The organism is Daejeonella sp. (assembly GCF_030695525.1).
Classification (GTDB): domain Bacteria; phylum Bacteroidota; class Bacteroidia; order Sphingobacteriales; family Sphingobacteriaceae; genus Daejeonella.
Map to the genome: position 1 here is coordinate 1 of NZ_JAUYSS010000019.1, position 23,353 is coordinate 23,353.

Here is a 23,353-nt window from a genome sequence, read left to right on the forward strand (position 1 = left end):
AGTATCGCTCAATAGGGCCCGCCTTTAGGCGGGTTGTAACCGGCGTGATTCAATTTGGGCTTCAGCCCCACATATAGCAGGTTAGAAAATAACGTAAACCGGTGCTTCAGCGCCGACAACATTTAATCGGGCTGAAGCCCGATGGGGGTGTTCCGGAATAAACGGATTATTTTGGGCTGAAGCCCGGAATATACCCCTTGTATACCCCGCTTAAAAGCGGGGCCTATTGAGCGAGTGCGCTAACAGCGGGGCTTGCTTTTTGAAATCAGGAAATAAAATCGTTCAGGATACTTTTTAAAAGGATATTTTTAAACATTTTATTTTTACCGGACAACAATGGTTTTAGGTTTAGGTAATAAGTTTTAAGTTATAGGTTATAAGTTTTTGATTTTTTCATTTAATCTGAAACAGGATTATTAAAGGAGCAATTAATTCTTCATTCTCCATTCTCCATTCTCAATTCAATAATTAACTTTGAACCATGAGTATTGTGGTAGAGAACCTCAGTAAAACTTACGGAGCGCAGAAAGCAATCGACGGAATCTCGTTTCGGGCTTCGCCGGGAAATGTGCTTGGTTTTTTGGGGCCAAATGGTGCCGGAAAATCCACAACCATGAAAATTCTGACCTGCTTCATACCTCAAAGTTCCGGAACAGCCTCTGTTTGCGGGATGGATGTGAATGCTCATTCAATGGAAGTACGCAGGAAAATTGGCTATCTGCCTGAACATAATCCACTCTACCTTGAAATGTATGTTCGTGAGGCACTAACTTTTATCGGTTCTGTCTATAAGCTTGAAAATTCAAAAAAAAGAATGGGGGAGGTCATTGAACTTTGCGGATTAGGGGAGGAGCAAAATAAGAAGATCGGTACCTTATCTAAGGGTTACAGGCAGCGTTTGGGGCTGGCTCAGGCTATTTTTTCAGACCCTGCAGTATTGATTCTTGATGAACCAACTTCCGGACTCGACCCGAATCAGGTGATCGGTATCCGGAGTCTGATCACTGAATTGGGCAAAACTAAAACGGTGATACTTTCAACGCATATTATGCAGGAAGTAGAGGCAGTTTGTGAGCAGGTAATCATAATCAACAGTGGTAAGATAGTTGCTGATGATAAATTGAGCAGTTTGAAAGAAGCTCACAAGAATAAAAGTCTGGAAGATATATTCATCGGACTGACGGGTTCAGCTGTTCATTAAATTTCATATAATTTTAATTTTAACAAAGGAAAATCAGATCAGGTGTTAAGTATCCTAAATAAAGAAATAAGCGGTTTTTTCAGTTCCCTTGCGGCCTATATTTCAATGGCTGTATTTCTGCTGCTTACCGGTCTTTTTCTCTGGGTTTTCCCCGATTCAAGTATTCTGGATTATGGCTATGCCGGTTTGGATAGCTTTTTCAATATCGCCCCCTACCTGTTTATGTTCCTTATTCCTGCTGTTACAATGCGTTCACTGGCAGAAGAAAAGAAGGATGGTACATTCGAATTACTGGCAACCCGCCCTCTGAGCGACTGGCATATTGTTCTTGGAAAGTTTCTGGCATCGCTGCTGATTGTTGTACTTACCCTTGTGCCTACTTTAATTTATTATATCAGTGTTTATCAATTGGGGATAAGCAAAGGGAATATTGATACCGGCGCAGTGATTGGATCATACCTTGGTTTAGTTTTATTGGGAGCGGCCTTCACTTCAATTGGCCTGTTTACTTCATCTTTGGGAAAAAATCAGATTATTGCCTTTACCCTTTCAGTTTTTCTATGCTTTATTAGTTTTAGTGCTTTTGATTCGATCAGTAAGCTTATTGCACTTCAGGATTTTGAAAGTGGTTTAACCAACCTTGGTATTAATCAGCATTATCAATCAATCAGCAGGGGAGTGCTGGATAGCCGTGATTTTATTTACTTTTTGAGTTTTGCCGGATTGTTTCTTTTATTAACTAAAACAGTATTGGGAGCAAGGAAATGGTAAACCGCCGTAAACATGATTTGAATATTTTGATCCTTGCATTAGCAGGTATAGTAATACTAAATGTTCTTTCATCCTTTTTCTTTACCCGCATTGATTTTACAGCTGAAAAGCGATATACACTTTCAGAAATTACCAAAACCATATTGAAAGATCTGGATGAGGAGGTTCAGGTAACGGTTTATCTGGAAGGTGATTTTCCGGCAGGATTCCTTCGTTTAAGAAATACTACCGCTGATCTCCTTCGGGATTTTAAAGCCTATTCAAACGGTAATCTAAAATTTGATTTTGTAAATCCTCTTTCCGGAGATCAGAAGTCGCAGGAAGAGGCCTATCAGTTATTGCTTGAAAAGGGTATAGAACCTACAAACTTGAGTGTCAAGACTGAGGATGGGATGTCGCAGAAGATCATTTTTCCGGCCGCTTTGATTACCTATAAAGGACGTCAAATACCGGTAAAGCTCTTACAGTCAAGGTCTGGTATTAGCCCGGAAGAAGTTCTGAATAATTCAATACAGAACCTGGAATATGCCTTTGCCAGTGGGATAAAAAAGATAAGCAAGAATGAATCGGGGCGTATTGGCTTTACAGAAGGACATGGAGAATTAAGTGATCAGCAGCTGAGTGATGCGATGAAATCTTTGGGAGATTCTTATGAAGTTGGCCGTGTTGATCTGAATACTATAAGCTTCGCAGGACTTGATCAGCTGAACTTATTAATTATTGCCAAGCCGGAACAGCCTTTTACTGAGGCTGAGAAATATAAGATCGATTATTTCCTGATGAAGGGTGGAAGGATAATCTGGTCGCTGGATCAGGTCAGTGCAGAACTCGACAGCCTTCGTGGTTCTACTGAGCAGCTTGCCTTTGCTAAAAAGCTGAATCTTGACGATATGCTCTTTAAGTATGGAGTAAGGCTGAACTATACCTTGCTTGCAGATATGAATTGTGCACAAATCCCGGTTAATTTGGGAGCAGTTGGCGGACAATCACAAATCCAGTTATTGCCCTGGTTGTTTTATCCCATATTTGTTCCGGTGTCAACTCACCCTTTGGTTAAAAATCTGGATGGGATACGTTCAGAGTTTCCGGGAACTATTGATCTTATATCAGTAAAAGGACTGACTTCGGAAGTAATTCTTTCATCATCACCTTTTAACCGTTCTTTGGATGTGCCGGTAATGCTTTCCCTGCAGATGGTTGAGGAAGAGCCTGATCCTAAGCAGTTTCAGTCTGACCCAAAGCCTGTTGGCGTGCTTCTGGAGGGCATATTTCCTTCGAATTTCAAGAACCGTCCGGTACCGGTGGGTATTTCAGGGCTGGAAGCCATTCCTCAAGAGGCTAAGCCAGGCAAAATGATTGTACTTGCCGACGGGGATATCTTTAAAAATCAGATCAATAATACAGATGGCTCAATATATCCTTTAGGATTTGACCGTTATACCAGGGAACAGTATGCAAATAAGAATTTTCTTCTGAATGCAGCAGATTACCTCTATGATGACTCGGGTATTATTACTCTCCGGAACAAGGAAATCAAACTCAGATTACTCGACCGTGCAAAAATCCGGCAGGAAAAGGTATTCTGGCAGTTTCTGAACATTGGATTTCCTCTTATATTGTTGATAGCTTGCGGTATTTTTCAACATTACTATCGTATCCGCAGGTATACACGTTAATTTGTATATTTTTGATCCTGAGTACTGCCGGTCATTACTGATATTTAGCTCTTAAAAGCTTATTAGGAACTACCAAAAAGCTTTACTATTATTGTTTTTCAGATATTTGAATATGAGATTTATAGTTTCAACATCGACCTTATTAAAACAGCTTCTAGCTGTCAATGGTGCATCCAGCAGCAGCACAGTTTTGCCCATTCTGGAAAACTTTCTTTTTGAGATAAAGAGTGGTATTTTAACGGTTTCAGCTACTGATTTGCAGACCAGCATGACCACTTCATTATCAGTTGAATCAAAAGCGGATGGTAAAGTGGCGATACCTTCCAAGATTTTACTTGAGACCTTAAAAACGCTTCCTGATCAACCGATTTCTTTCTCTGTTGATGATAAAACATTTGCTATTGAAATCAGTGCCGGAGATGGTAAGTACAAATTGAGCGGTGAGAATGGAGAAGATTTTCCAAAGATTCCTGTTGTTGAAAATCCTTCTTCTGTAGCTATGCCTGCTTCTGTATTATCTGAAGCTATAAATAAGACACTATTTGCGGTTAGCGGAGACGAATTACGTCCTGCGATGACTGGTGTGTATTGTCAGTTAAGTCCGCAACATATTACCTTTGTTGCTACCGATGCTCACAAATTGGTAAGATACCGTCGTTTGGATACAAAATCCGAAGCTCCGGCTACTTTTATTCTGCCAAAGAAGGCATTGACACTTTTAAAAGCATCACTCCCCTCGGATGATGTGAGTGTAGCAGTCGAATACAATAATACCAGTGCATTTTTCAGATTTGGCAATATTAACCTTATTTGCAGACTAATTGATGAGCGTTATCCTGATTATGAAGCTGTTATTCCTACGAATAACCCTAATAAACTAATAATTGACAGATCCCTCTTTCTGAACTGTCTGCGTCGTGTTGTTATTTTTGCGAACAAAACAACTCATCAGGTACGCTTAAAAATTTCAGGCAGTGAATTGAATATTTCATCTGAAGATATTGATTTTGCAAATGAAGCCCATGAGCGCCTTTCCTGTCAATATGAAGGAGAGGATATGGAAATTGGTTTTAATGCTAAGTTTCTGATCGAAATGCTGAATAATCTTGGCGGCGAAGAAGTTCTTCTTGAAATGAGCAGCCCCAATCGTGCCGGCTTATTAATGCCTCAGACACATGATGAACAGGAAGAAGTCCTGATGCTGGTTATGCCTGTGATGCTGAACAATTATGCATAGATTTCTGAACAGTTTGATGTAAACACAAGCTATTGTTTATTGTTTTTAGCTAAATGGCCTGGTTCTTGAACCGGGCTATTTTGTTATAAAGCCAATTTGGCTTAATTGTAAACTAAAACATTGAATTATGAAAACATCAAATCAATTAAGCAAGTATCAATTTTCTGGTCTATTAACCGGGCTTGTTGTAGCCACAATGGTGTTAGGTTCCTGCAGTAAGGATGAAAATGAAGTTATTATTGAAGGACGGGCAAAGATTATGATCGTGAATGCAGCCTCGGGTTCACCAGCTCAGGACTTTTACCTTGATAATTCGAAGGTAAATGCAGAGGCTGTTGCATATTCTCAAAGTACTTCCTACATTTCTACTGATGCAGGTAATGGTAGAAAGGCTGAATTTAAGAACAACAGCAATGCAAGCGTCAACTTTACAGGATATGTGGATTTGACTGCAAATGAAAATTACACCTTCTTTTACACAGGAAAAGCAGATGGATCCGGAAACAGCAGTGCGGTATTTAAGGATGAGCAGACTAGTCCTTCTCCAAATAAGGCAAAGTTAAGATTTGTAAATCTGGCAGAGGGTTTGGCGAGTGCCAATTTAATGATTACAGGAGGATTGGTGTTCGCATCGAATGTGGCTTTTGGGACTGCCTCAAGTTTCTCTGAAGTTGATCCGGGCACATTCGCCTTGCAAACCGTTCTGGCAACCAGTACTTCAACTTCTGCCAATCTGGGCAGTTTTACCCTGCAGGCCGGGAAAATTTATACAATTTATACAAGCGGGTCTTTAAGCGGAAGTGCACAAACAGCCATATCCGCAAAAATGTTAACGCATAATTAATCATACTTTTGCAATTAAAATAGAAAACTCAGGGCCTTTGTCCTGAGTTTTCTATTTTTGTAAAAAAAATACAGATACATTGGAAATTATTCAACAGCTTATTGATTTCATACTCCACATCGATAAGCATCTAATAGAAATCGTTCAGAATTATCAAACCTGGACCTACCTGATACTTTTTCTCATCATTTTTGCCGAAACTGGTTTGGTCGTAACTCCATTTTTGCCCGGTGATTCTCTGTTGTTTGCTGCCGGTGCAATCATTGCAATACCTGAGAGTGGATTGAATATATTCCTGATGTGTATACTACTGATCATTGCAGCAATCCTGGGTGATCTCGTAAACTACCATATTGGAAAATATATTGGTCATAAAGCCTTTAGCGGAAAAATTAAATTTCTTAAAAAAGAATACCTGGAACAAACTCAGGCATTCTATGAGAAACATGGTGGGAAAACCATCATTTATGCCCGTTTTATACCAATTATTAGAACTTTTGCCCCCTTTGTAGCAGGTATTGGTACAATGAGTTATCTCAAATTTGCCACCTTTAATGTTACCGGTGCTGTTTTGTGGGTCGCATCTTTTCTATTCATCGGATATTTCTTTGGGGGATTACCGATCATAAAGGACAATTTTACCTATGTCATATTCGGAATTATCATTCTGTCTGTTCTGCCTCCTGTGATCGAATTAATTCGTGAAAAGCGGAAAAGAAAAATCTGAATGTAATGATTATTCTTTCTCAAAACACGCTGCACCGCTAGAAGTTTACTCTAACTTTATCTCATTTACATCAAATTAAATCTACAACCTTGGAAGTCATAAGTACCATTCTCGATTATATATTAAACATTGATAAGCACCTGGTAAAAATTGTGAGTGATTACCGTACCTGGACCTATCTGATTATTTTCGTCATCATATTTGCCGAAACCGGTTTTGTTGTTACACCATTCCTGCCGGGAGATTCACTGCTTTTTGCGGTTGGTGCACTCATTGCAAAAGGAGATACCGGTTTGAATATCTATACTATGGGTTTGCTGTTAATTGTAGCTGCCATTACCGGAAACACTATTAATTATTTTTTAGGAAACTTTCTGGGTCAAAAGGTCTTTAAGTCCGGAAATAGGATACTGAAGCCGGAGTATTATGAAAAGACCAAAGAATACTTCAATAAAAAAGGAGGTAATATGCTGATATTCAGTAGGTTTATGCCTATTTTCAGAACTTTTGCACCTTTCGTTGCCGGGGTCGGGAAAATGAAATTTGGACCCTTTACTTACTATAATGTTGTAGGCGGAGTTTTATGGATCGTCAGTTTCCTTGGAATTGGTTTTGTCTTTGGGAATATCCCCTTCATCAAAGATAACTTCACTTATGTTATGCTGGTCATCATTGTCCTGACTATTTTACCTGCGGTAATTGCTGCCTTCAGGGCGAAGAATAGCATAGACAAGGGGGAGCTCTAGTTTTCAGGTCTTCCTATGATCCGGCCCTGACCGAACAGTTGTTCTGTGTTCTCTCTGCTAAGTTTTTCGACTTTGCTGAATTCTTTTTTAGGAAAATTTTTAAGCTGAGGCTGCCCTGCATCTACCCAGGCAGAGAACCAATAACTTCCTGTCATCAGGATGGATGCGCGCATCTGATTTTCAACCATCCCCTGTAGAGCTTTATGATAAGCCATGGCATATTCTTTTGAATACTGTCTTTCAACTTTACCCTTACGCTCACCATAAGAAAACTTCAGATCTGAAGCCATCATTTTATTCAGTCTGGCCTCAATCATTAAGGTCGAATCCAGAAGACTGTGGCTATTTCTGATAATTTTCCAGGCTTCTTTCAGTGGATTTTCCAGATATTTTGCAGGACCAGTTATAAAATCGTATTCAGTTGAGAAAAGCTCCGGAAGCCGGCTTTCCCAGAATCCGTGAATACCTGTCTGTCCGCTTAGTTGTCCGTTATAATTTTCAGTAGTATGAAGTGGTACATGAGCATCCGAAACATAATGGCCCAGATCTGCCGAGAGACGTAATATCCGGATGGAATCACGTTCCCTGAAAGCCTTTACCAGCGAAAAATAGGTTTTTTCAATTTGCCATGGGATAATACCGTTTTCAATCAGCAATGCAGTTGTAAATTTTAATTCTGCATCAGTCCATTTTTCAGGAATGTTGTCAAAGGGATTTTTACCATAGCGGTCAGCATCAATAAAATGCCTTGGAGCTTCAGCAGTGTCCGAATATCGGCGTTTATCGGCATTAACAGCGTGCTCAGTGATATGCAAGATATTATTTTTATAAAAGCGGATCATATCACCCGGCAATATGAAAACTGCCATACGATTGATCTGCTGGTGCGCAAAAAAGCCCCATGAGGAACAGGATATCCATATGATAAGGGATAATATGAGCAGCAGTTTTTTCTTCAATGTTATAGGATCAAGGGGATCGCATTATAAAATTGATTTTTTTTTATATCTTAATCAGGTCTACCTATCCAACGGTCGAATGATTGATTAAACGGTTATCACATTAGCAAAATGATAAATGAAATCATAATTTTGAGCCTTTTAATTCATTGAAACAAGCCATTCTTCTTTTTTTAATTTATGCTTTGTATTTTAAAATAATCGGCATATATTTGCAGTCCTTAAAAGAGGGACGGAATAATAAGCTTAAGAAATGGCAAATCATAAATCATCGATAAAAAGAATCAGATCAAACGCAGCTAAGCGTTTACGTAATCGCTATCAGGCGAAAACCACCAGATCCGCAATCAAAAGATTACGTATAACTACTGACAAATCTGAAGCGACTCCGCTTTTGAGCAAAGTAATCTCTATGCTTGATCGTTTGGCTAAAAAGAACATCATCCACAAGAACAAAGCATCTAATAATAAGTCTAAACTGACAAAATTTGTTAATGGATTAAAATAGTCTTTGAAGATATTTGAAAAAGGGGTACCGTTTAATCAGTGCCCCTTTTTTGTTTTATGCGGTTTTCATAAATTTAATTATGGAGACTTATGATCATAAAATTAGCATCAAGTCCTGGGCTGAGGAAGATCGTCCAAGGGAGAAACTTTCTAATCAGGGAAGACGCAGTTTGAGTGATGCCGAACTAATTGCGATTCTGATTGGATCAGGAAACGTGAATGAGAGTGCAGTAGAGCTTAGTAAACGGATTCTATACGCATGCGACCACGATCTGAACCAGCTTGCCCGGCTGGGTATTGCCGACCTTTCCAGATTCAAGGGGATTGGAGAAGCTAAAGCCATAACCATCATTGCAGCTTTGGAGCTCGGCCGTCGAAGAAAGGATACGGTGAGTGCGCAACTAGTCCAGGTTAGTACAAGCATAGATGTTTATCAATCCATTGTATCCCAATATAAGGATCTGAATCATGAGGAATTCTGGATTCTGCTTCTAAACCGGGCGAATAAGATTACCTCCAGGCACCTGGTGAGTAAAGGTGGGCAGGCTGGTACCATCGCTGATCCCAAAATCATTTTTAATATTGCATTAGAAAATCATGCAGCTTCGGTCATACTGACACATAATCACCCTTCCGGAAATCTGAAACCCAGTCAGGCAGATCTCGAACTGACACGCAAATTAAAGTCGGCGGGGCAATTTTTGGATATCCCTATCCTTGATCATCTGATCATTACTGATCAGGGATTTCTGAGTTTTGCCGATGAGGGTTTACTCGACTAATTTAATATGAGGTCTGAGGTCTGAGATCTGAAGTATGAGGTCTGAGATCTGAGATCTGAGTTCAGACATCTGACTTCATACTTCGGACTTCATACTTCAGACATCATAAATCTGAATTCTCACATCTCACATCTCATATCTCAAATCTCTTACTATCTTTGGCCTTTAGTTTTTTTAGAACATGAAGATCTCTTATAAGTGGCTGCAGCAATTCATTCAAACAAGCAAAACCCCTGCAGAATTATCCCTGATCCTGACCAATATCGGATTGGAGGTAGAGAGCCTGGAAAAGGTGCAGACTATTCCCGGCGGACTTGAAGGATTAGTGATTGGATTTGTGAAGGAATGTGTTCGGCATCCGAATGCAGACCGTCTTAAAGTAACCCGGGTTGATGTTGGATTAGGAGAGGATCTTCAGATCGTATGTGGGGCCAATAATGTGGCTGCGGGACAGAAAGTGGTAGTGGCTACAGTTAATACAACGGTGCATCCGACAAATGGAGAGCCTTTTAAGATTAATAAATCAAAAATTCGCGGAGAGGTCTCAGAGGGCATGATCTGTGCTGAAGATGAGATAGGTTTAGGCCATGATCATGATGGAATTATGGAACTGAATGAGGATGCCATTATTGGTTCGGCGGCAAAAGACTACTTTAATCTTCAGGATGATTTTGTTTTCGAGATTGGCTTAACTCCGAACAGGGCCGATGCGGCTTCCCATTTAGGTGTTGCCCGTGATCTTGCAGCCTACCTTAAAATTCCGGTTATCATGCCTGATTTATCGGGATTTAAGGTGCAGAGTAATGATCTTACTATTCCGGTTATGATTGAGGATACAGAAGCATGTCCGCGTTACTCATCCTTAAGCATAAGCGGGATCAGCATTAAAGAATCGCCTGAATGGCTAAAAAATAAGTTAAATGCGATTGGCATTCGCCCGATTAATAATGTAGTTGATGTAACCAATTATGTACTTCATGAACTCGGGCAGCCCCTGCATGCATTTGATGCAGATGCAATTAGCGGCAATAAAGTTCTGGTTAAGAAATTAGTTGAAGGTAAAGTATTCAAAACACTGGATGAGGTTGATCGTAAATTAGCTGCAGATGATCTGATGATCTGTAATGCTGTTGAGCCTATGTGTATCGCAGGAGTTTTTGGTGGAATATCCTCGGGTGTAAATCAATCCACGACAAAAATATTTCTGGAAAGCGCCTGGTTCAACCCGGTTTCGGTTAGGAAAACATCCAAACGACACGGATTAAAGACGGATGCTTCTTTCAGATTTGAGCGGGGAACAGATCCGGATATGACAGTAACAGCTTTAAAGCGTGCTGCTCTTCTCATTCAGGAACTGGCTGGCGGTGAAATATCTTCTGAGATATCGGATATTTATCCATCCCCGGCAAAACCATTCTCTGTGGAGATATCTTTTAAGAATGTGAGCCGTTTGATTGGAAAGACAATCCCGAGGGATGAAATACGAGCTACATTGCTTGGTTTAGGGATTAATATCAGCTCAGAAGATTCCGAAGGGATGCAGTTGGAAGTCCCTGCTTACAAAGTAGATGTGACCCGTGAGGTTGACATTATCGAAGAGATACTTAGAATTCACGGTTACGATAATGTAGAGATTCCATCCCAGATCCGCGCATCCTTAAATACCACTACAAAGCCTGATAAGGAAGTTTTACAAAACCAGATTTCGGATTTATTGTCTGCAAATGGCTTTTTCGAGATGCTAAGTAATTCACTGACTAAATTAAGTTATTCTGCTGAGCCCGAAAGGGCAGTAAGGATTCTGAATCCATTGAGTAGTGATCTGGATGTTATGCGCCAAAGCCTTCTGTTTTCAGGACTTGAAGCCATAGCCTATAACCAGAACCGAAGAAATTCTGACCTTAAACTATATGAGTTTGGCAAGGTGTATAATCTTGATCAGGATAGCTATAATGAGAATCAACGACTTTCGGTTTTTCTTACGGGTTTCCAAAATACTGAAAGCTGGAATGTAAAACCTTTAAATACAGGATTTTATAATTTAAAGTCGGCTGTTGATCTGATTATTAGCAGGTTAAATGTAAAAGGGTTAAGTACTTCAGAAAGAACAAATAATGAACTTTCATCTGGGATTTGTTACCTCAAGGGTGATAAGATCCTTGTTGAATTTGGAACAGTTTCAAAAAAATCATTGAAGAAACTGGATATAAGCACAGAGGTATTTTATGCCGATTTTGACTGGGATCTGATTGTCCGTTCAGTCCGAAAGAATAAAATTAGCTATACTGAGGTTTCGAAATTCCCTTCCGTGAGAAGGGATTTATCTATGCTGCTGAATAAGGATATTAGCTTTGAACAATTAAAGCAGATTGCCCTGAAGACTGAAAAAGGCATTTTAAAGCAAGTAAATGTATTTGATGTTTATGTTGGAGATAAGCTACCGGAAGGTAAAAAATCATATGCCCTTAGTTTCCTGCTCCAGGATGAAGAAAAAACATTAACCGACAAGCAAATTGACGCGATCATGCAAAAATTAATTCTTAATTTCGAGAAGCAGGCGGGAGCGGAGATAAGAAAGTAGTTAGTTATACGTAATACGTTGTACGTTAAATGCTTGCCGATTTTGAACTATCAGTTATAGGATTGATTATATAAAATATGTTACTAAATTATAGAACGTATAACGTAAAACTTACAACTTACAACTCAAATGACAGTTACAGATCAGCTCAGTAAGGTAATTGATAAAACCAGCAGGTTAATAGACCTTTGTGCTGCTTTACAGGAGGAGAATGATTTATTGAAACTTGAGAATGATTCCCTAAAACGTTCAGTTGAAAGCCGCGAGATAAAAAAAACTGAACTGGAAGAAAAGCTTCGTGTGATGACCCTGGCACGTTCTTTAGAGGGTATTCAACCAACTGAATTAGGCTTGAGTGAAAAAACTCTTGACATAAAGCAAAAAATTACCGAATTTGTACGCGAAATAGATAAGTGTATTGTATTGCTGAAAAAGTAATACTTAGTGAACTAAGCTCAAATGGGAGAAATCTCCATAAAAATAAATATTGCGGATAGAGTTTACCCCTTAAAGGTAAATACTGAAGAAGAGGAAATAATTAGAAGGGCAGCTAAAGTTATAAATGACCGTATAAAAGAATATCAGGACAATTATGCGGTTCGGGATAAACAGGATTTGTTATCAATGTGCGTATTGCATTACGCTACAACTACGCTGAAAGCGGAACGGAAAGTAATGCATGAAGATACGGATGTAACAGATAAAGTTCATCAACTGGATCAACTGCTGACAGATTTTTTTTCTAAGTAATATCGTTCTTTTTAACATAGAGCATTTAAGATTTAACCGCAGTTAAATTTTTGAGTTTCACTATTTTAAGCTTAACAATTCAATATTAGAAGAGTTAAAAGATAGATCATTTGCATGCACCTGATCATAATCAATACTCTAAACCTAATGAATGAAGCTTATACAGTACATGAGGCTTAAGATTTAGTTGCGGTTTTTTTATTTAAACAGAAATTATGGACATAATACAAATAATGCTCTACGTTTTACTTGGTTTGGGAGCAGGAATCGTAATCGGGCGCTTTCTTCTCCGGAAATTATTCAGGAACCAGGAAATGGGGGCACAGAATAAAGCAAAAAAAATCCTTAAGGATGCTGAAAACAATGCCGAGATCCTGAAAAAGGATAAACTTCTGGAAGCTCGTGAGAAATTTCTGCAAATGAAGGCAGAGCATGAACAGGAGATCAATAGCAAAAACAATACGATTAATCAAAGGGAGAATTCGATCAAGCAGAAGGAACAGTCTATCAATCAGAAACTGGATAATCTGACTAAGAAGGAGGAAGAATTAGCAGCAGTAAAAGGAAATCTCGAAAAGCAGATTGAGCTGACTAAAAAGAAGCAGGAGGATATTGATGCTTTGAAAAATCAACACATTCAGCAAATGGAAGCTATTGCGGGTTTGTCGGCAGAAGATGCAAAAAATCAGCTGATTGATTCCCTTCGTGAAGAAGCCCGTACTCAGGCCATGATCCAGATTAAGGATATTGTTGACGAGGCCAAACTTACTGCGAACAAGGAAGCAAAAAAGGTAGTTATTCAAACAATCCAGCGTACAGCTACAGAAAGTGCGATTGAGAATACGGTTTCGATCTTTAATATCGAGAATGATGAGATTAAAGGCCGCGTTATTGGTCGTGAAGGCCGTAATATTCGTGCGCTTGAAGCTGCCACAGGAATCGAAATTATTGTTGATGATACTCCCGAGGCAATTATTCTTTCCGGATTTGATCCGGTAAGACGTGAAATAGCCCGCCTGGCCTTACATCGTTTGGTTACGGATGGTCGTATCCATCCTGCCCGGATTGAAGAGGTTGTCGCCAAGACGAAGAAACAGATCGAAGATGAGATTGTAGAAATAGGAGAGCGCACGGTAATTGACCTTGGTATTCATGGGCTACATCCCGAACTGATCAGAATGGTAGGAAGAATGCGTTACCGTTCATCATACGGTCAGAATTTATTGCAGCACTCGCGTGAGGTTGCGAATTTCTGTGCGACGATGGCCGCGGAACTTGGTTTGAATGTAAAAATGGCTAAGCGCGCCGGACTGCTGCATGATATAGGTAAGGTACCTGATGATAACCCGGAATTACCGCATGCTCTTTTAGGTATGCAGCTGGCCGAGAAATATAAGGAACATCCTGAAGTTTGCAATGCAATAGGTGCACACCATGATGAAGTTGAAATGACTTCGATGATCTCTCCGATTATTCAGGCTTGTGATGCGATTTCAGGTGCAAGGCCTGGCGCGAGAAGGGAAGTGGTAGAAAGTTATATCAGACGATTGAAAGAACTTGAGTCGCTTGCATTATCTTATCCTGGTGTTGAAAAAACATTTGCAATTCAGGCAGGAAGGGAACTGCGTGTAGTTGTAGAAAGTGAACGGATCAGTGATGCCGCTGCTGAGATTTTAGCTGCAGATATCTCAAACCGGATACAAACAGAAATGACCTATCCCGGACAGATCAAAGTGACTGTTATTCGTGAGACGCGCTCTGTTGCTTACGCGAAATAAAAATAGTTTTACGTTTTACGTATTCTTTCCAACGTATAACGTAAAACGTAAAACTTCTAAAAATGGGGAAGCAAATCCAAAAACGCCCGGTGGATGTCTACTTTGATAAGTATTCAGAGAGTCATCAGAATAATACTAATGAAATCATTCACTGGATATGTGTTCCTCCGATCGTATTCAGCCTATTTGGTCTGATTTGGGCAATTCCATTTCCACACCTCGATTTCCTGGGCAGATATAATGGCTATGTTAACTTTGCCTCTTTTTTAATTGCCTTTTCGATTTATTTTTATTACAAGCTTTCTCCGGTATTATCTTATGCGATGCTGCTGATTATTATGATCTTTTCGGCAGGCATAGTGAGCCTGGAGAAACTTGAAAGGAATGCAGGCTGGCCTGAAATGTGGCAGGTTTGTCTGGGGATATTTGTACTGGCATGGATCGGTCAGTTTATTGGTCATAAGATTGAAGGGAAGAAGCCCTCCTTTTTTGATGATCTTAAGTTCCTTCTCATCGGACCAATATGGCTGCTTCACTTCCTGTTTAAGAAAGCCGGCATACCATATTAATCATCCTGTGAATATCCGTGACTATTTCCTGCCTGATAGATATCAGGGTCATATTCCCCATTTCCCAATCAAATCAGCAGCATCCACCACCCGGTGTACAGCATGCCGTTTTTGTATTTTCTTTCAATTGTTCAGCCGGTATGCCACATTTATCCTGAGCCAGACAATTGGTTTGCTTTGATAATAGCACAAAATTATTGTCCCTGAATTCAGGTTCATACTTTCCTATGGTCTCAGTCTGATACTCAACCTCAATTTCCAGATCTTCCATACCCAAAACCTTTTCTGAAAGTGCAATAATTTTCAATAATTTTTGGGGCTTTAATCTATGGTCAAAATCATTGGCATCCCATAATTGGAAATTAGCCACTTTCTCATTTCTGACAGTACCTCCACAGTCGATAAAGTTCTTAGTTACAATTCCAACTTCTGTAACATGGAAGTGTTCGGGAACAAAGCTTCCATTCTCAAGTTCAAATGTTACAGTCTCTACTTTATTTAAATGTTCTTTAATTTCTGATAGTTTCATTGTTGCTGTGTTAAATGTTTAATAAAATATTATATCGCAATATTACGATTAATATTTCACATTTATAAATTTTTTTCAATGAAGAGAGCTAAACAGCTAAATAGCCTGATATATGCTTTCGGAGTTAACATTGAGTTAACGCACTTAACATAGAATTGATTTATTGGTAAATCAGGCTTAATACTAATACAATCTTGAGTTAACACTGCGGTAATACTTTTGTAGAAATTAAAACGCAACAAAGTGAAACACAATATTATTGTTAAAATCTTAAGCATCAGTTTACTATTAATTTTAGGTACTCTGGCCGGTTTTAGTCAGCAGACAGGAAGAATCTCAGGTAGAGTAACTGATTCAAAATCCGGTGAAACTTTAATTGGTCTGACCGTTAAAATTACCGGTGCCACCTTCGGGGCATCCACGGATATTGAAGGCAGATATTCTCTGGGAAATCTCAATCCGGGGAAATATAGTCTAGGCTTCTCTTATATAGGATATCAGGCAAAGAATATCACAGATATTGAAGTGCTGGCTGGTAAAACCACAACTCTTGATGTGATTATGGAGGAGGCCAGTTCTCTTGCACTCGAAGAAGTGGTTATCACTGCAACTGTGAGGCAGGAAAGTATCAGTGCATTATATGCTCAGCAAAAGAATAGTATCAGTATTTCAAGCGGGATTACTTCTGAGCTGATCAGAAGAACTCCAGACCGTAGTACTTCAGAAGTATTGAAACGTGTGAGTGGTGCCAGTATTCAGGAAAACAAATTCGTGATTATCAGAGGGCTTGCCGACAGGTATAATTCATCGATATTAAATAACGCAGTATTACCATCATCAGAGCCCGACAGAAAGGCATTTTCATTTGATATCATTCCTGCCAATTTAATTGACAGGATTGTAGTTAATAAAACAGCATCTGCGGATCTTCCGGGAGATTTTGCCGGAGGAGTGATTCAGGTAATCACCCGTGATGTTCCTGAAGAGAATTTTCTGAATGCCTCAGTTAGTTTTGGATACAACAATCAGTCAACTTTTAAAGACTTTACCTCCAATGCCAGAAATAAATATGATTTTCTAGGTTTTGATGATGGCAGTCGTAAGCTTCCAGCCGGTTTCCCGGGATCATTCCAGGCTTATAACCCTTTATCAAATGCAGATAAGGCAAAATATTCAGCGCAAGTAAAGAATTCATATCCTGAAGTTAGTCAAATGGCTATCCCTACTCAAAATCACCAACTAACCTGGGGTAGGAGAAAGGAACTTAAAAATGGTGCATCTTTTGGTAATGTGGTTTCCCTGAGTTACAGGAATTCCCAAAGTATTGCCTTCGCAGAGCGGAAGGATTACGAATTTTCGGGTACTCCATTTTATGAATACTCTGAAGATATTTCCAAGTATAGTAGCAACCTTGGTGCACTTGCCAATTTTGCATACATCAAAGGAGGGAATAAAATAGCCTTTAAAAACATGTACAATCGCACATTTGAAGATAATTACACCGCAAGAATTGGTTTTACAACTGATAATATCCAGGATGTACGACTTAACAATTCAGATCTGACAACAAAAAGCCTATTGAATTCGCAATTGGAAGGAGATCATCAATTAGGTAAGAAGCAGGTTAAATTAACATGGAATTTGAATTATGCACGGGTTGAGCGTGATCAGCCAGATCAACGCTCGGTGGATTATCGTCGTTCATTAGGTTCCCAGGAGCCATTTAGGTTAATTGATAGAAATACCAGAAGGTTATTTTCGGATCTGGAAGAAGATACTTATGGTGTTCAGGCTGCTGTTTCGATTCCTGTAAAGTTTTTCGAACAACAATCAACATTTAAGATTGGTGCATTGAAACAGTTTAAGCAACGTATTTTCAATGCCCGTATCTTCAATTATATTTTTGTTGGCCCCTCTGTTTTTGAAAGATCTTATACCAGCCTTCCTAAAGATGAGATATTTGCACCGGTAAATATTAATGAGAATGGATTCGTTTTAAGCGAGTTCACCAATAATACAGATAGTTACGATGCCAATTCAGATCTGAATGCAGGTTTCCTGTTAATGGATAATAAATTTGGAGAAAGATTCAGAATATCTTACGGAGCCCGTTTAGAGCAATTTGCACAGACCTTGAATGCCATCGATTTTTCAGGACAGGCAATTGCTGCTAAGCAGAGCAATTTCGATGTGCTCCCTTCTGCAAATTTAACGTATACTTTAAATGCAAAATCCAATATCCGCTTATCAGGATCTCAGACTGTTTCAAGGCCTGAGTTCAGAGAGTTGGCCTTATTTAACTATTACGATTTTATCAGTCAGACTTCAGTTACCGGAAATCCTAACCTGAAACGTGCCAAGATCTTTAATGGTGATATCAGGTATGAGTTATACCCATCTGCAGGTGAAACCTTTACTGTTTCAGCCTTTTACAAAAATTTTGATGATCCTATTGAACAAAGAGTGAACTCAAACTCTACCCCAGTTGTCAGAGGTATAAATTATCTGAACGCAGATCAGGCAACATCGCTGGGAATTGAGCTTGATGTTCGGAAGAAATTATCTTTTCTTGGCGACAAGGTCTGGTTAGATAACCTTACTATTTTTGCAAACGCATCTTACATCGATTCTAAAGTACAGGGGGTTGGAATTGACCGTCCACTGCAAGGGCAGTCACCTTATCTTATCAATGGAGGTTTACAATATTTCTCACCTAAAACAGAACTTACCTTTACCTCGGTTTATAATCGTATCGGTCAGAGAATCTTCCTGGTAGGATATCAGGGCTATCCGGATATCTACGAAAATGCAAGGGATGTACTTGACTTTCAGGTTAGTAAAAGGGTACTTAAATCTCAGGCAGAGATAAAACTTAACGTCGGTGATATCCTGAACCAAAGCACTGTGTTTTACCAAAATAATACCGGAGATTCTAAAATGGCTTATGATGGAGCAGGAATAGATAGACTAATCAATTCTTACAAGCTTGGATCAAATGTATCGCTTTCATTTTCATATAACCTCGGACTTGGTAAAAACAAGAAGTAAAGTTTGTAAGACAAATTAATATTGGCTTAAAACTGAGCTAACATTCAGATCCTAATTTTGTAATAAATAAAAAGAACAAATATGAAATCAATGAAATTTAAGGCTTTAATTCTTGCTGTAGCTGTTTTAGCTGCTTCATGTCAAAAGAGTTCTGAACCGGATCCGGTAGATCCTAATGCAAAGCAAACCCTAACTCTCCAAAATGGAGCAGTAATAAGTGGTGTATATAAGAATACAATTCTGAATGTACCTGAAGGTAATTTTACCCTTAAAGGATACGTTTATTTTGAGGATGGCAGTGAAATTAACATTGCTGCAGGTGCAATAATTAAAAGTGATGTTTCTGATAAGGGAGCCTTAATTATTGAAAGAGGTGCTAAAATCAATGCAATGGGTACTGCTGCAAAACCAATTGTTTTCACTTCAGGTAAAGCAGTTGGTCAACGTAATCCGGGTGATTGGGGTGGTATCATTATCTTAGGAAAAGCAAAAACCAATCGTTCTACTGAACCAACTATTGAAGGTGGTGTAGGTAAAAACTTTGGTGGTACTGTTGATAATGATAACTCCGGTACTATGAAATATGTGCGTATTGAATTCGCAGGGATTGCATCTCAGCCAAATTCTGAGATCAATGGTCTGACTTTAGGTGGTGTGGGTTCAGGTACTACTATTGAGTATGTTCAGGTAGCTTATGCTAATGATGATGCATTCGAAATCTTTGGAGGCACTGTAAATGCTAAATATTTAGTTGCTTATGCCACAGCTGATGATGATTTTGATTTTGACTTCGGATATACCGGAAGAATTCAGTTTGGTGTTGCCATGAGAGATCCTTCGTTTATTGATCCGGGAGATGCTGGTAACGGAATTGAATGTGATAATGATGGAACTGGTACAAATGCAACGCCTGCAACCCGTCCGGTACTTTCAAACTTTACTTTTGTTGGGCCAAATGTTGATAATACAGCTTCAAAAAACCATAATTTTGCAAATCGCTTCAGAAGATCCACGAATTTTGTATTGAATAACTCAGTATTAATTGGTTGGATGAAAGGTGGTTTATCTTTGGAGTCTGACGCAACTTATAATAGCTTTGTCGGTGTTTCACCAACTTCTGAGTTCAAAAACAATTTGTTGCATGCACACGCTGGTACTTACAGAATTGGTTCAGTAACTGTTGCCGGTGCAACTGACGCTGCTGTGAAGACTAAAGCTGAGGGTAGTGCAACAATCACTCTTACTACAACGGCAGATGCTAAACTTACAGATCCTTTTAACTTATCATCACCTAACTTTCTTCCTGCTGCAGGTTCACCTGCATTAACAGGAGCCGCGTTTGCCGGTGATCTTACAAATTCATTCTTTACCAGTACAACTTATCGTGGTGCTTTTGGCACAACAAACTGGATGGCAGGATGGACAAGTTTTAATTTTACAAAAGGAGCTAGCGGATATTAATATTCCTAACCTGAAATAATAAAAAAATACCTGCTTATGGCGGGTATTTTTGTTTAAAGCATTTTCTGTTGGATTATTTACCTTCTGAAGGATTATACTGATAGACCACCTCGTAGTTCATACCTTCCAGACCAGCTGCGATCTGCCCGATTCTTAAATCCTGGTTCTGGGGTGTAGGCTCACAAACTGAATACTTTTGGCCTTTGTAGATAATTGATTTAGCCTGTGCTTTGTCGAATTGAACGGCCATACTGATATGTGTGGGATACAGTAATGCAATCATCGGGAGATTGTATATTTCCTTAACCAGGTAGAAGAACAGGGCGGCACGATCATCGCAATCACTATATTTTGAAAACAAGGTTTGCTCAGGAGAAAGACGCTTCTCTTTTCCAAAATTGTTCTCATCTGTCTGATAAAGAAAAGCATACCTGGTAAAGCGCATCAGGTAATCAACCCCTTTTTTCTGATTCATACCGGAAATATTTTTCCTCAGTATCGGAATCAGAGAATGATAGGTTTCATGGCTTAGTGGGATGTTGAAATAAGACTCAAAATCAACTCCAGGGTAGTTTTTAAAGATGTTTTCAATCTCCGGATTCAATTTAACCTGAAAATGATAAGGCTTAGACCGATAGCTGAACTGAATTTCCTTTTCATTATATGATTCCGGCTTGAAATCCGGCATCCGTGTTACTTTATATGAAAATGCATTTTTAGCTTCCGGAATATCCACATTTACGGGGTAAACTTTGTCTTTCTCGAAATCGATTTTGCCATAATCATGATAATTAAGGCACATATACTTAAAACCCCCTATACTGAAAAAGGGTATATCATTAATATTTTCATCGTTTCTGACATAGAAAATTATCCGGTTATTTCCGATGGAAAGTCTGGCATCATAACCTGATTTACTCAATAAAAACCATTTATACAGGGTATACCGGTGATAATTTTCAGCCTTAGGGCTTATCTGCTGAGCAGTTTTACGAATGAGCTGATAATAGATCCAGTCATTTAACTGGTGTTTTTCCTTATAGGCCAGCAATGAAGTCAGAACAGATTGATAGTTGCTCTGATTAAGTTTATGGTAAAAACTCAGAACTGAACCGGCAGAGAGGGGATCTGAAAAATCGATTTCTGAAGCCGGATCTAGTTCGAAATTGAAAGTTCCGCTATAGAATTCAAAGCTGAATTTATTTGCAAATGCCCTGCCCGGAGATACACTAAGGAAGAGTATTAGAAATATTTTAAAGCCCAAATAAACGGCAGAGGAATTCATTTAGCAATTACTTAACATTAAATTTACATATAAATAATGTTAAATTAATATACTTATTCCTCTTTATCGAAATTTTTACTGAGTTTCTCCAGCATTTCTTTCGGAATTTTCTTGAGATCTACTACTAAAAACCCATCCAGGCAGTTTGAGAATTTGGGATCAATATTGAAACTAATGAGCTTAGCATTTAAGGCCAGATATTGCCTTAGTAATACAGGAACCTTCATTTGAGAGCTTTCTATCTCTGAAATCAAGCTGTCCAAATTTTTAAGTGTTTCATGGGGTTCCAGTAGCAAGTCTTTCTCAATTTTAGAAAAATTAAGTTTGAATTTTTTGCGTGGTTTAACATATTCTGCTAACTCATGGTCAAAATGATTTTTATTAATAAAATCTACAATGAGTGATTTGGAGAGCCTGGAAAAGTTATTGCTGATACTTACTGGCCCTATCAGGTATCTATATTGTGGGTTTTCAATCAGATACTTCAGAATTCCTTTCCAGAGCAGGAATAATGGAAGTGGTTTTTGCTGATATTCTTTTCGTATCCATGACCGGCCTAATTCCAGGCTCTGTGGTAAAATGGGGTAAAATTCCTCCCTCATCTTAAAAAGTTCATTCAAATAAAATCCTCTATTTCCAAGACTATAAAAGATTTCATCCCCTTTTCCAATTCGGTATGCACCAACAATCATATTACTTTCTCTGTCCCAGATAAACAAATGATTGTAATAGATATCGTATTCATCCAAGTCTGTCGACTTATTGGTGCCTTCCCCAACTTCCCTAAATGTGATCTCCCTGAGCCTGCCAATTTCCTGGATGATATGAGGTAAGGCTGAACAAGGGGAAATATAAACCTCATAGTTCTTTTCAGTCCAGATTTTATATTCAACAAGGCTTTCTACTTCCTTTTCAAGTAGTTGATTATCAATTGTGCGATCAATGGCTTCTGGTCTTTTTTTTACCTTGAAAATATTACGTGGATTAAATAGGTTCCTTTGATTTTCAAGTCCTGCACCCAACGCATATGTTTTAGCACGCAGGAAATCAAGTAATTTTTCGGGGTTTTGCTGAAAGCAGAGATTGGATGGTTGTATCGGTTTGCCAATTCTTAATTTGATTGTATGCCCCCGTTTATTAAATAGCTCTGAAGGCAATTTTGCAGTTCTTAATGCTGGATGTATAAAACTGAGGAGATTAAAGAGAAGTCCGTTATTGCCATGAAAATAAATAGGAACAACCGGCACATTTGCTTTTGTAATCAATTTTCCAACTACCGGATGCCATAGCCTGTCCGTGATCTGCTGGGTATCGGCTTTAAATGTTGAAACTTCTCCTGCCGGAAATATTCCGATGGGGGTATCTGAACGAAGCAGTTCAAGTGTTTGTTTGATACCGCTAATGCTGGATGAATGTTCAATTGTTTCGAAAGGATTTACAGCGATGAAGTGTTCAGTTAAATTCGGAATTTTTTTTAATAAAAAGTTGGCCATGAGCTTGGAATCAGGTCTTTGCATGAACATTATTTTCAATAAAATAAGTCCTTCAATTCCGCCGTAGGGATGGTTAGCAATGGCGATAAAAGCACCTTTTTTGGGTAAGTTTTTAAGTTCATCCTCATCAAACTCAACACTTATCCCTATAACTTGCAGTATTTTGTCTATGAAGCTTATCCCGCTAAGATGCTCTGCTTTTTGAAATACCTTATTCACTTCATTAATTTTCATTACTTCCATTAATAAGGAAGCCAATCCAGGCATGTAAATTTTGTTGAGTTTGGTCGCCTTGGAAAAATCTTCTTTTGTAATAATCTTCATGGTGAGAATTGTTTCAATAGGCTTTTCATTAAAGTACTTGCTTTCAATATACGGCTATTCAAGCTGATTTTTGCACAAATATGTA

20 protein-coding genes are annotated in these 23,353 nt (G+C 38.8%); 16 read left to right on the plus strand and 4 right to left on the minus strand.

The genetic code is table 11. The features are described from left to right. Positions 1-481: 481 nt before the first annotated feature. The 7 genes from Q8S11_RS03640 to Q8S11_RS03670 all read left to right on the plus strand — a co-directional run bounded on the left by Q8S11_RS03640 (position 482) and on the right by Q8S11_RS03670 (position 7,202). A complete protein-coding gene (locus tag Q8S11_RS03640; protein WP_305660716.1) occupies positions 482-1,201 on the plus strand; it encodes an ATP-binding cassette domain-containing protein in 720 nt (239 codons plus the stop codon). 42 nt (positions 1,202-1,243) lie between these two features. After that, complete coding sequence (gene gldF, locus Q8S11_RS03645) at positions 1,244-1,972, plus strand: gliding motility-associated ABC transporter permease subunit GldF (RefSeq protein ID WP_305660717.1); 729 nt, start codon at positions 1,244-1,246, stop codon at positions 1,970-1,972. After that, on the plus strand, positions 1,966-3,648 hold the full coding sequence (gene gldG / locus Q8S11_RS03650; protein WP_305660718.1) for a gliding motility-associated ABC transporter substrate-binding protein GldG: 1,683 nt from the start codon (positions 1,966-1,968) through the stop codon (positions 3,646-3,648). Before gldF ends, gldG begins: the two co-directional genes overlap by 7 nt. A gap of 112 nt (positions 3,649-3,760) precedes the next feature. After that, entirely contained in the window at positions 3,761-4,885 is a 1,125-nt protein-coding gene (gene dnaN / locus Q8S11_RS03655; protein WP_305660719.1) for a DNA polymerase III subunit beta, read from the plus strand. A gap of 127 nt (positions 4,886-5,012) precedes the next feature. Further along, positions 5,013-5,729 carry a DUF4397 domain-containing protein gene (locus Q8S11_RS03660; RefSeq protein ID WP_305660720.1) on the plus strand — a complete coding sequence of 239 codons (717 nt, stop codon included), beginning with the start codon at positions 5,013-5,015 and terminating at the stop codon, positions 5,727-5,729. A gap of 79 nt (positions 5,730-5,808) precedes the next feature. Continuing rightward, the gene (locus Q8S11_RS03665; RefSeq protein ID WP_305660721.1) at positions 5,809-6,456 is read left to right on the plus strand and encodes a DedA family protein; all 648 of its coding nucleotides are present in this window, start codon (positions 5,809-5,811) and stop codon (positions 6,454-6,456) included. An 89-nt stretch (positions 6,457-6,545) separates the two neighbouring features. Continuing rightward, a complete protein-coding gene (locus tag Q8S11_RS03670; protein WP_305660722.1) occupies positions 6,546-7,202 on the plus strand; it encodes a DedA family protein in 657 nt (218 codons plus the stop codon). On the opposite strand, the gene Q8S11_RS03675 is transcribed toward Q8S11_RS03670, so the two are convergent. Next, entirely contained in the window at positions 7,199-8,071 is an 873-nt protein-coding gene (locus Q8S11_RS03675; protein WP_305660723.1) for a zinc dependent phospholipase C family protein, read from the minus strand. The two genes, Q8S11_RS03670 and Q8S11_RS03675, sit on opposite strands and share 4 nt — an antisense overlap. Before the next feature lie 343 nt (positions 8,072-8,414). Here Q8S11_RS03675 and rpsT point away from each other — a divergent pair, with 343 nt between their 5' ends. The 7 genes from rpsT to Q8S11_RS03710 all read left to right on the plus strand — a co-directional run bounded on the left by rpsT (position 8,415) and on the right by Q8S11_RS03710 (position 15,128). Further along, entirely contained in the window at positions 8,415-8,669 is a 255-nt protein-coding gene (gene rpsT, locus Q8S11_RS03680) for a 30S ribosomal protein S20 (RefSeq protein WP_305365718.1), read from the plus strand. Positions 8,670-8,748: 79 nt separating this feature from the next. Continuing rightward, on the plus strand, positions 8,749-9,450 hold the full coding sequence (radC, locus tag Q8S11_RS03685) for a DNA repair protein RadC (RefSeq protein WP_305660724.1): 702 nt from the start codon (positions 8,749-8,751) through the stop codon (positions 9,448-9,450). 181 nt (positions 9,451-9,631) lie between these two features. Then, on the plus strand, positions 9,632-12,031 hold the full coding sequence (pheT, locus tag Q8S11_RS03690) for a phenylalanine--tRNA ligase subunit beta (RefSeq protein WP_305660725.1): 2,400 nt from the start codon (positions 9,632-9,634) through the stop codon (positions 12,029-12,031). Between the two features lie 129 nt (positions 12,032-12,160). Further along, positions 12,161-12,469: a hypothetical protein gene (locus Q8S11_RS03695; RefSeq protein WP_305660726.1), complete on the plus strand. Its 309-nt coding sequence runs from the start codon at positions 12,161-12,163 to the stop codon at positions 12,467-12,469. A 21-nt stretch (positions 12,470-12,490) separates the two neighbouring features. Beyond that, complete coding sequence (locus Q8S11_RS03700) at positions 12,491-12,781, plus strand: cell division protein ZapA (protein ID WP_305660727.1); 291 nt, start codon at positions 12,491-12,493, stop codon at positions 12,779-12,781. 215 nt (positions 12,782-12,996) lie between these two features. Further along, positions 12,997-14,559, plus strand: a complete 1,563-nt coding sequence (gene rny, locus Q8S11_RS03705; RefSeq protein ID WP_305660728.1) for a ribonuclease Y — start codon at positions 12,997-12,999, stop codon at positions 14,557-14,559. 62 nt (positions 14,560-14,621) lie between these two features. Further along, the gene (locus Q8S11_RS03710; RefSeq protein WP_305660729.1) at positions 14,622-15,128 is read left to right on the plus strand and encodes a DUF962 domain-containing protein; all 507 of its coding nucleotides are present in this window, start codon (positions 14,622-14,624) and stop codon (positions 15,126-15,128) included. A 73-nt stretch (positions 15,129-15,201) separates the two neighbouring features. Here Q8S11_RS03710 and Q8S11_RS03715 read toward each other — a convergent pair whose 3' ends face one another. Then, complete coding sequence (locus Q8S11_RS03715) at positions 15,202-15,657, minus strand: DUF6428 family protein (RefSeq protein WP_305660730.1); 456 nt, start codon at positions 15,655-15,657, stop codon at positions 15,202-15,204. 243 nt (positions 15,658-15,900) lie between these two features. Between Q8S11_RS03715 and Q8S11_RS03720 the strand changes: the two genes are divergently transcribed. Together Q8S11_RS03720 and Q8S11_RS03725 are read left to right on the plus strand one after the other, a co-directional pair. Beyond that, complete coding sequence (locus tag Q8S11_RS03720) at positions 15,901-18,705, plus strand: TonB-dependent receptor (protein ID WP_305660731.1); 2,805 nt, start codon at positions 15,901-15,903, stop codon at positions 18,703-18,705. Positions 18,706-18,786: 81 nt separating this feature from the next. Then, complete coding sequence (locus Q8S11_RS03725) at positions 18,787-20,166, plus strand: hypothetical protein (protein ID WP_305660732.1); 1,380 nt, start codon at positions 18,787-18,789, stop codon at positions 20,164-20,166. Between the two features lie 73 nt (positions 20,167-20,239). Here Q8S11_RS03725 and Q8S11_RS03730 read toward each other — a convergent pair whose 3' ends face one another. Then, entirely contained in the window at positions 20,240-21,451 is a 1,212-nt protein-coding gene (locus Q8S11_RS03730) for a hypothetical protein (RefSeq protein WP_305660733.1), read from the minus strand. A 53-nt stretch (positions 21,452-21,504) separates the two neighbouring features. Further along, positions 21,505-23,268 (minus strand): lysophospholipid acyltransferase family protein, encoded by a 1,764-nt coding sequence (locus Q8S11_RS03735; protein ID WP_305660734.1) that lies wholly within the window; start codon positions 23,266-23,268, stop codon positions 21,505-21,507. Between the last annotated feature and the right edge of the window lie 85 nt (positions 23,269-23,353).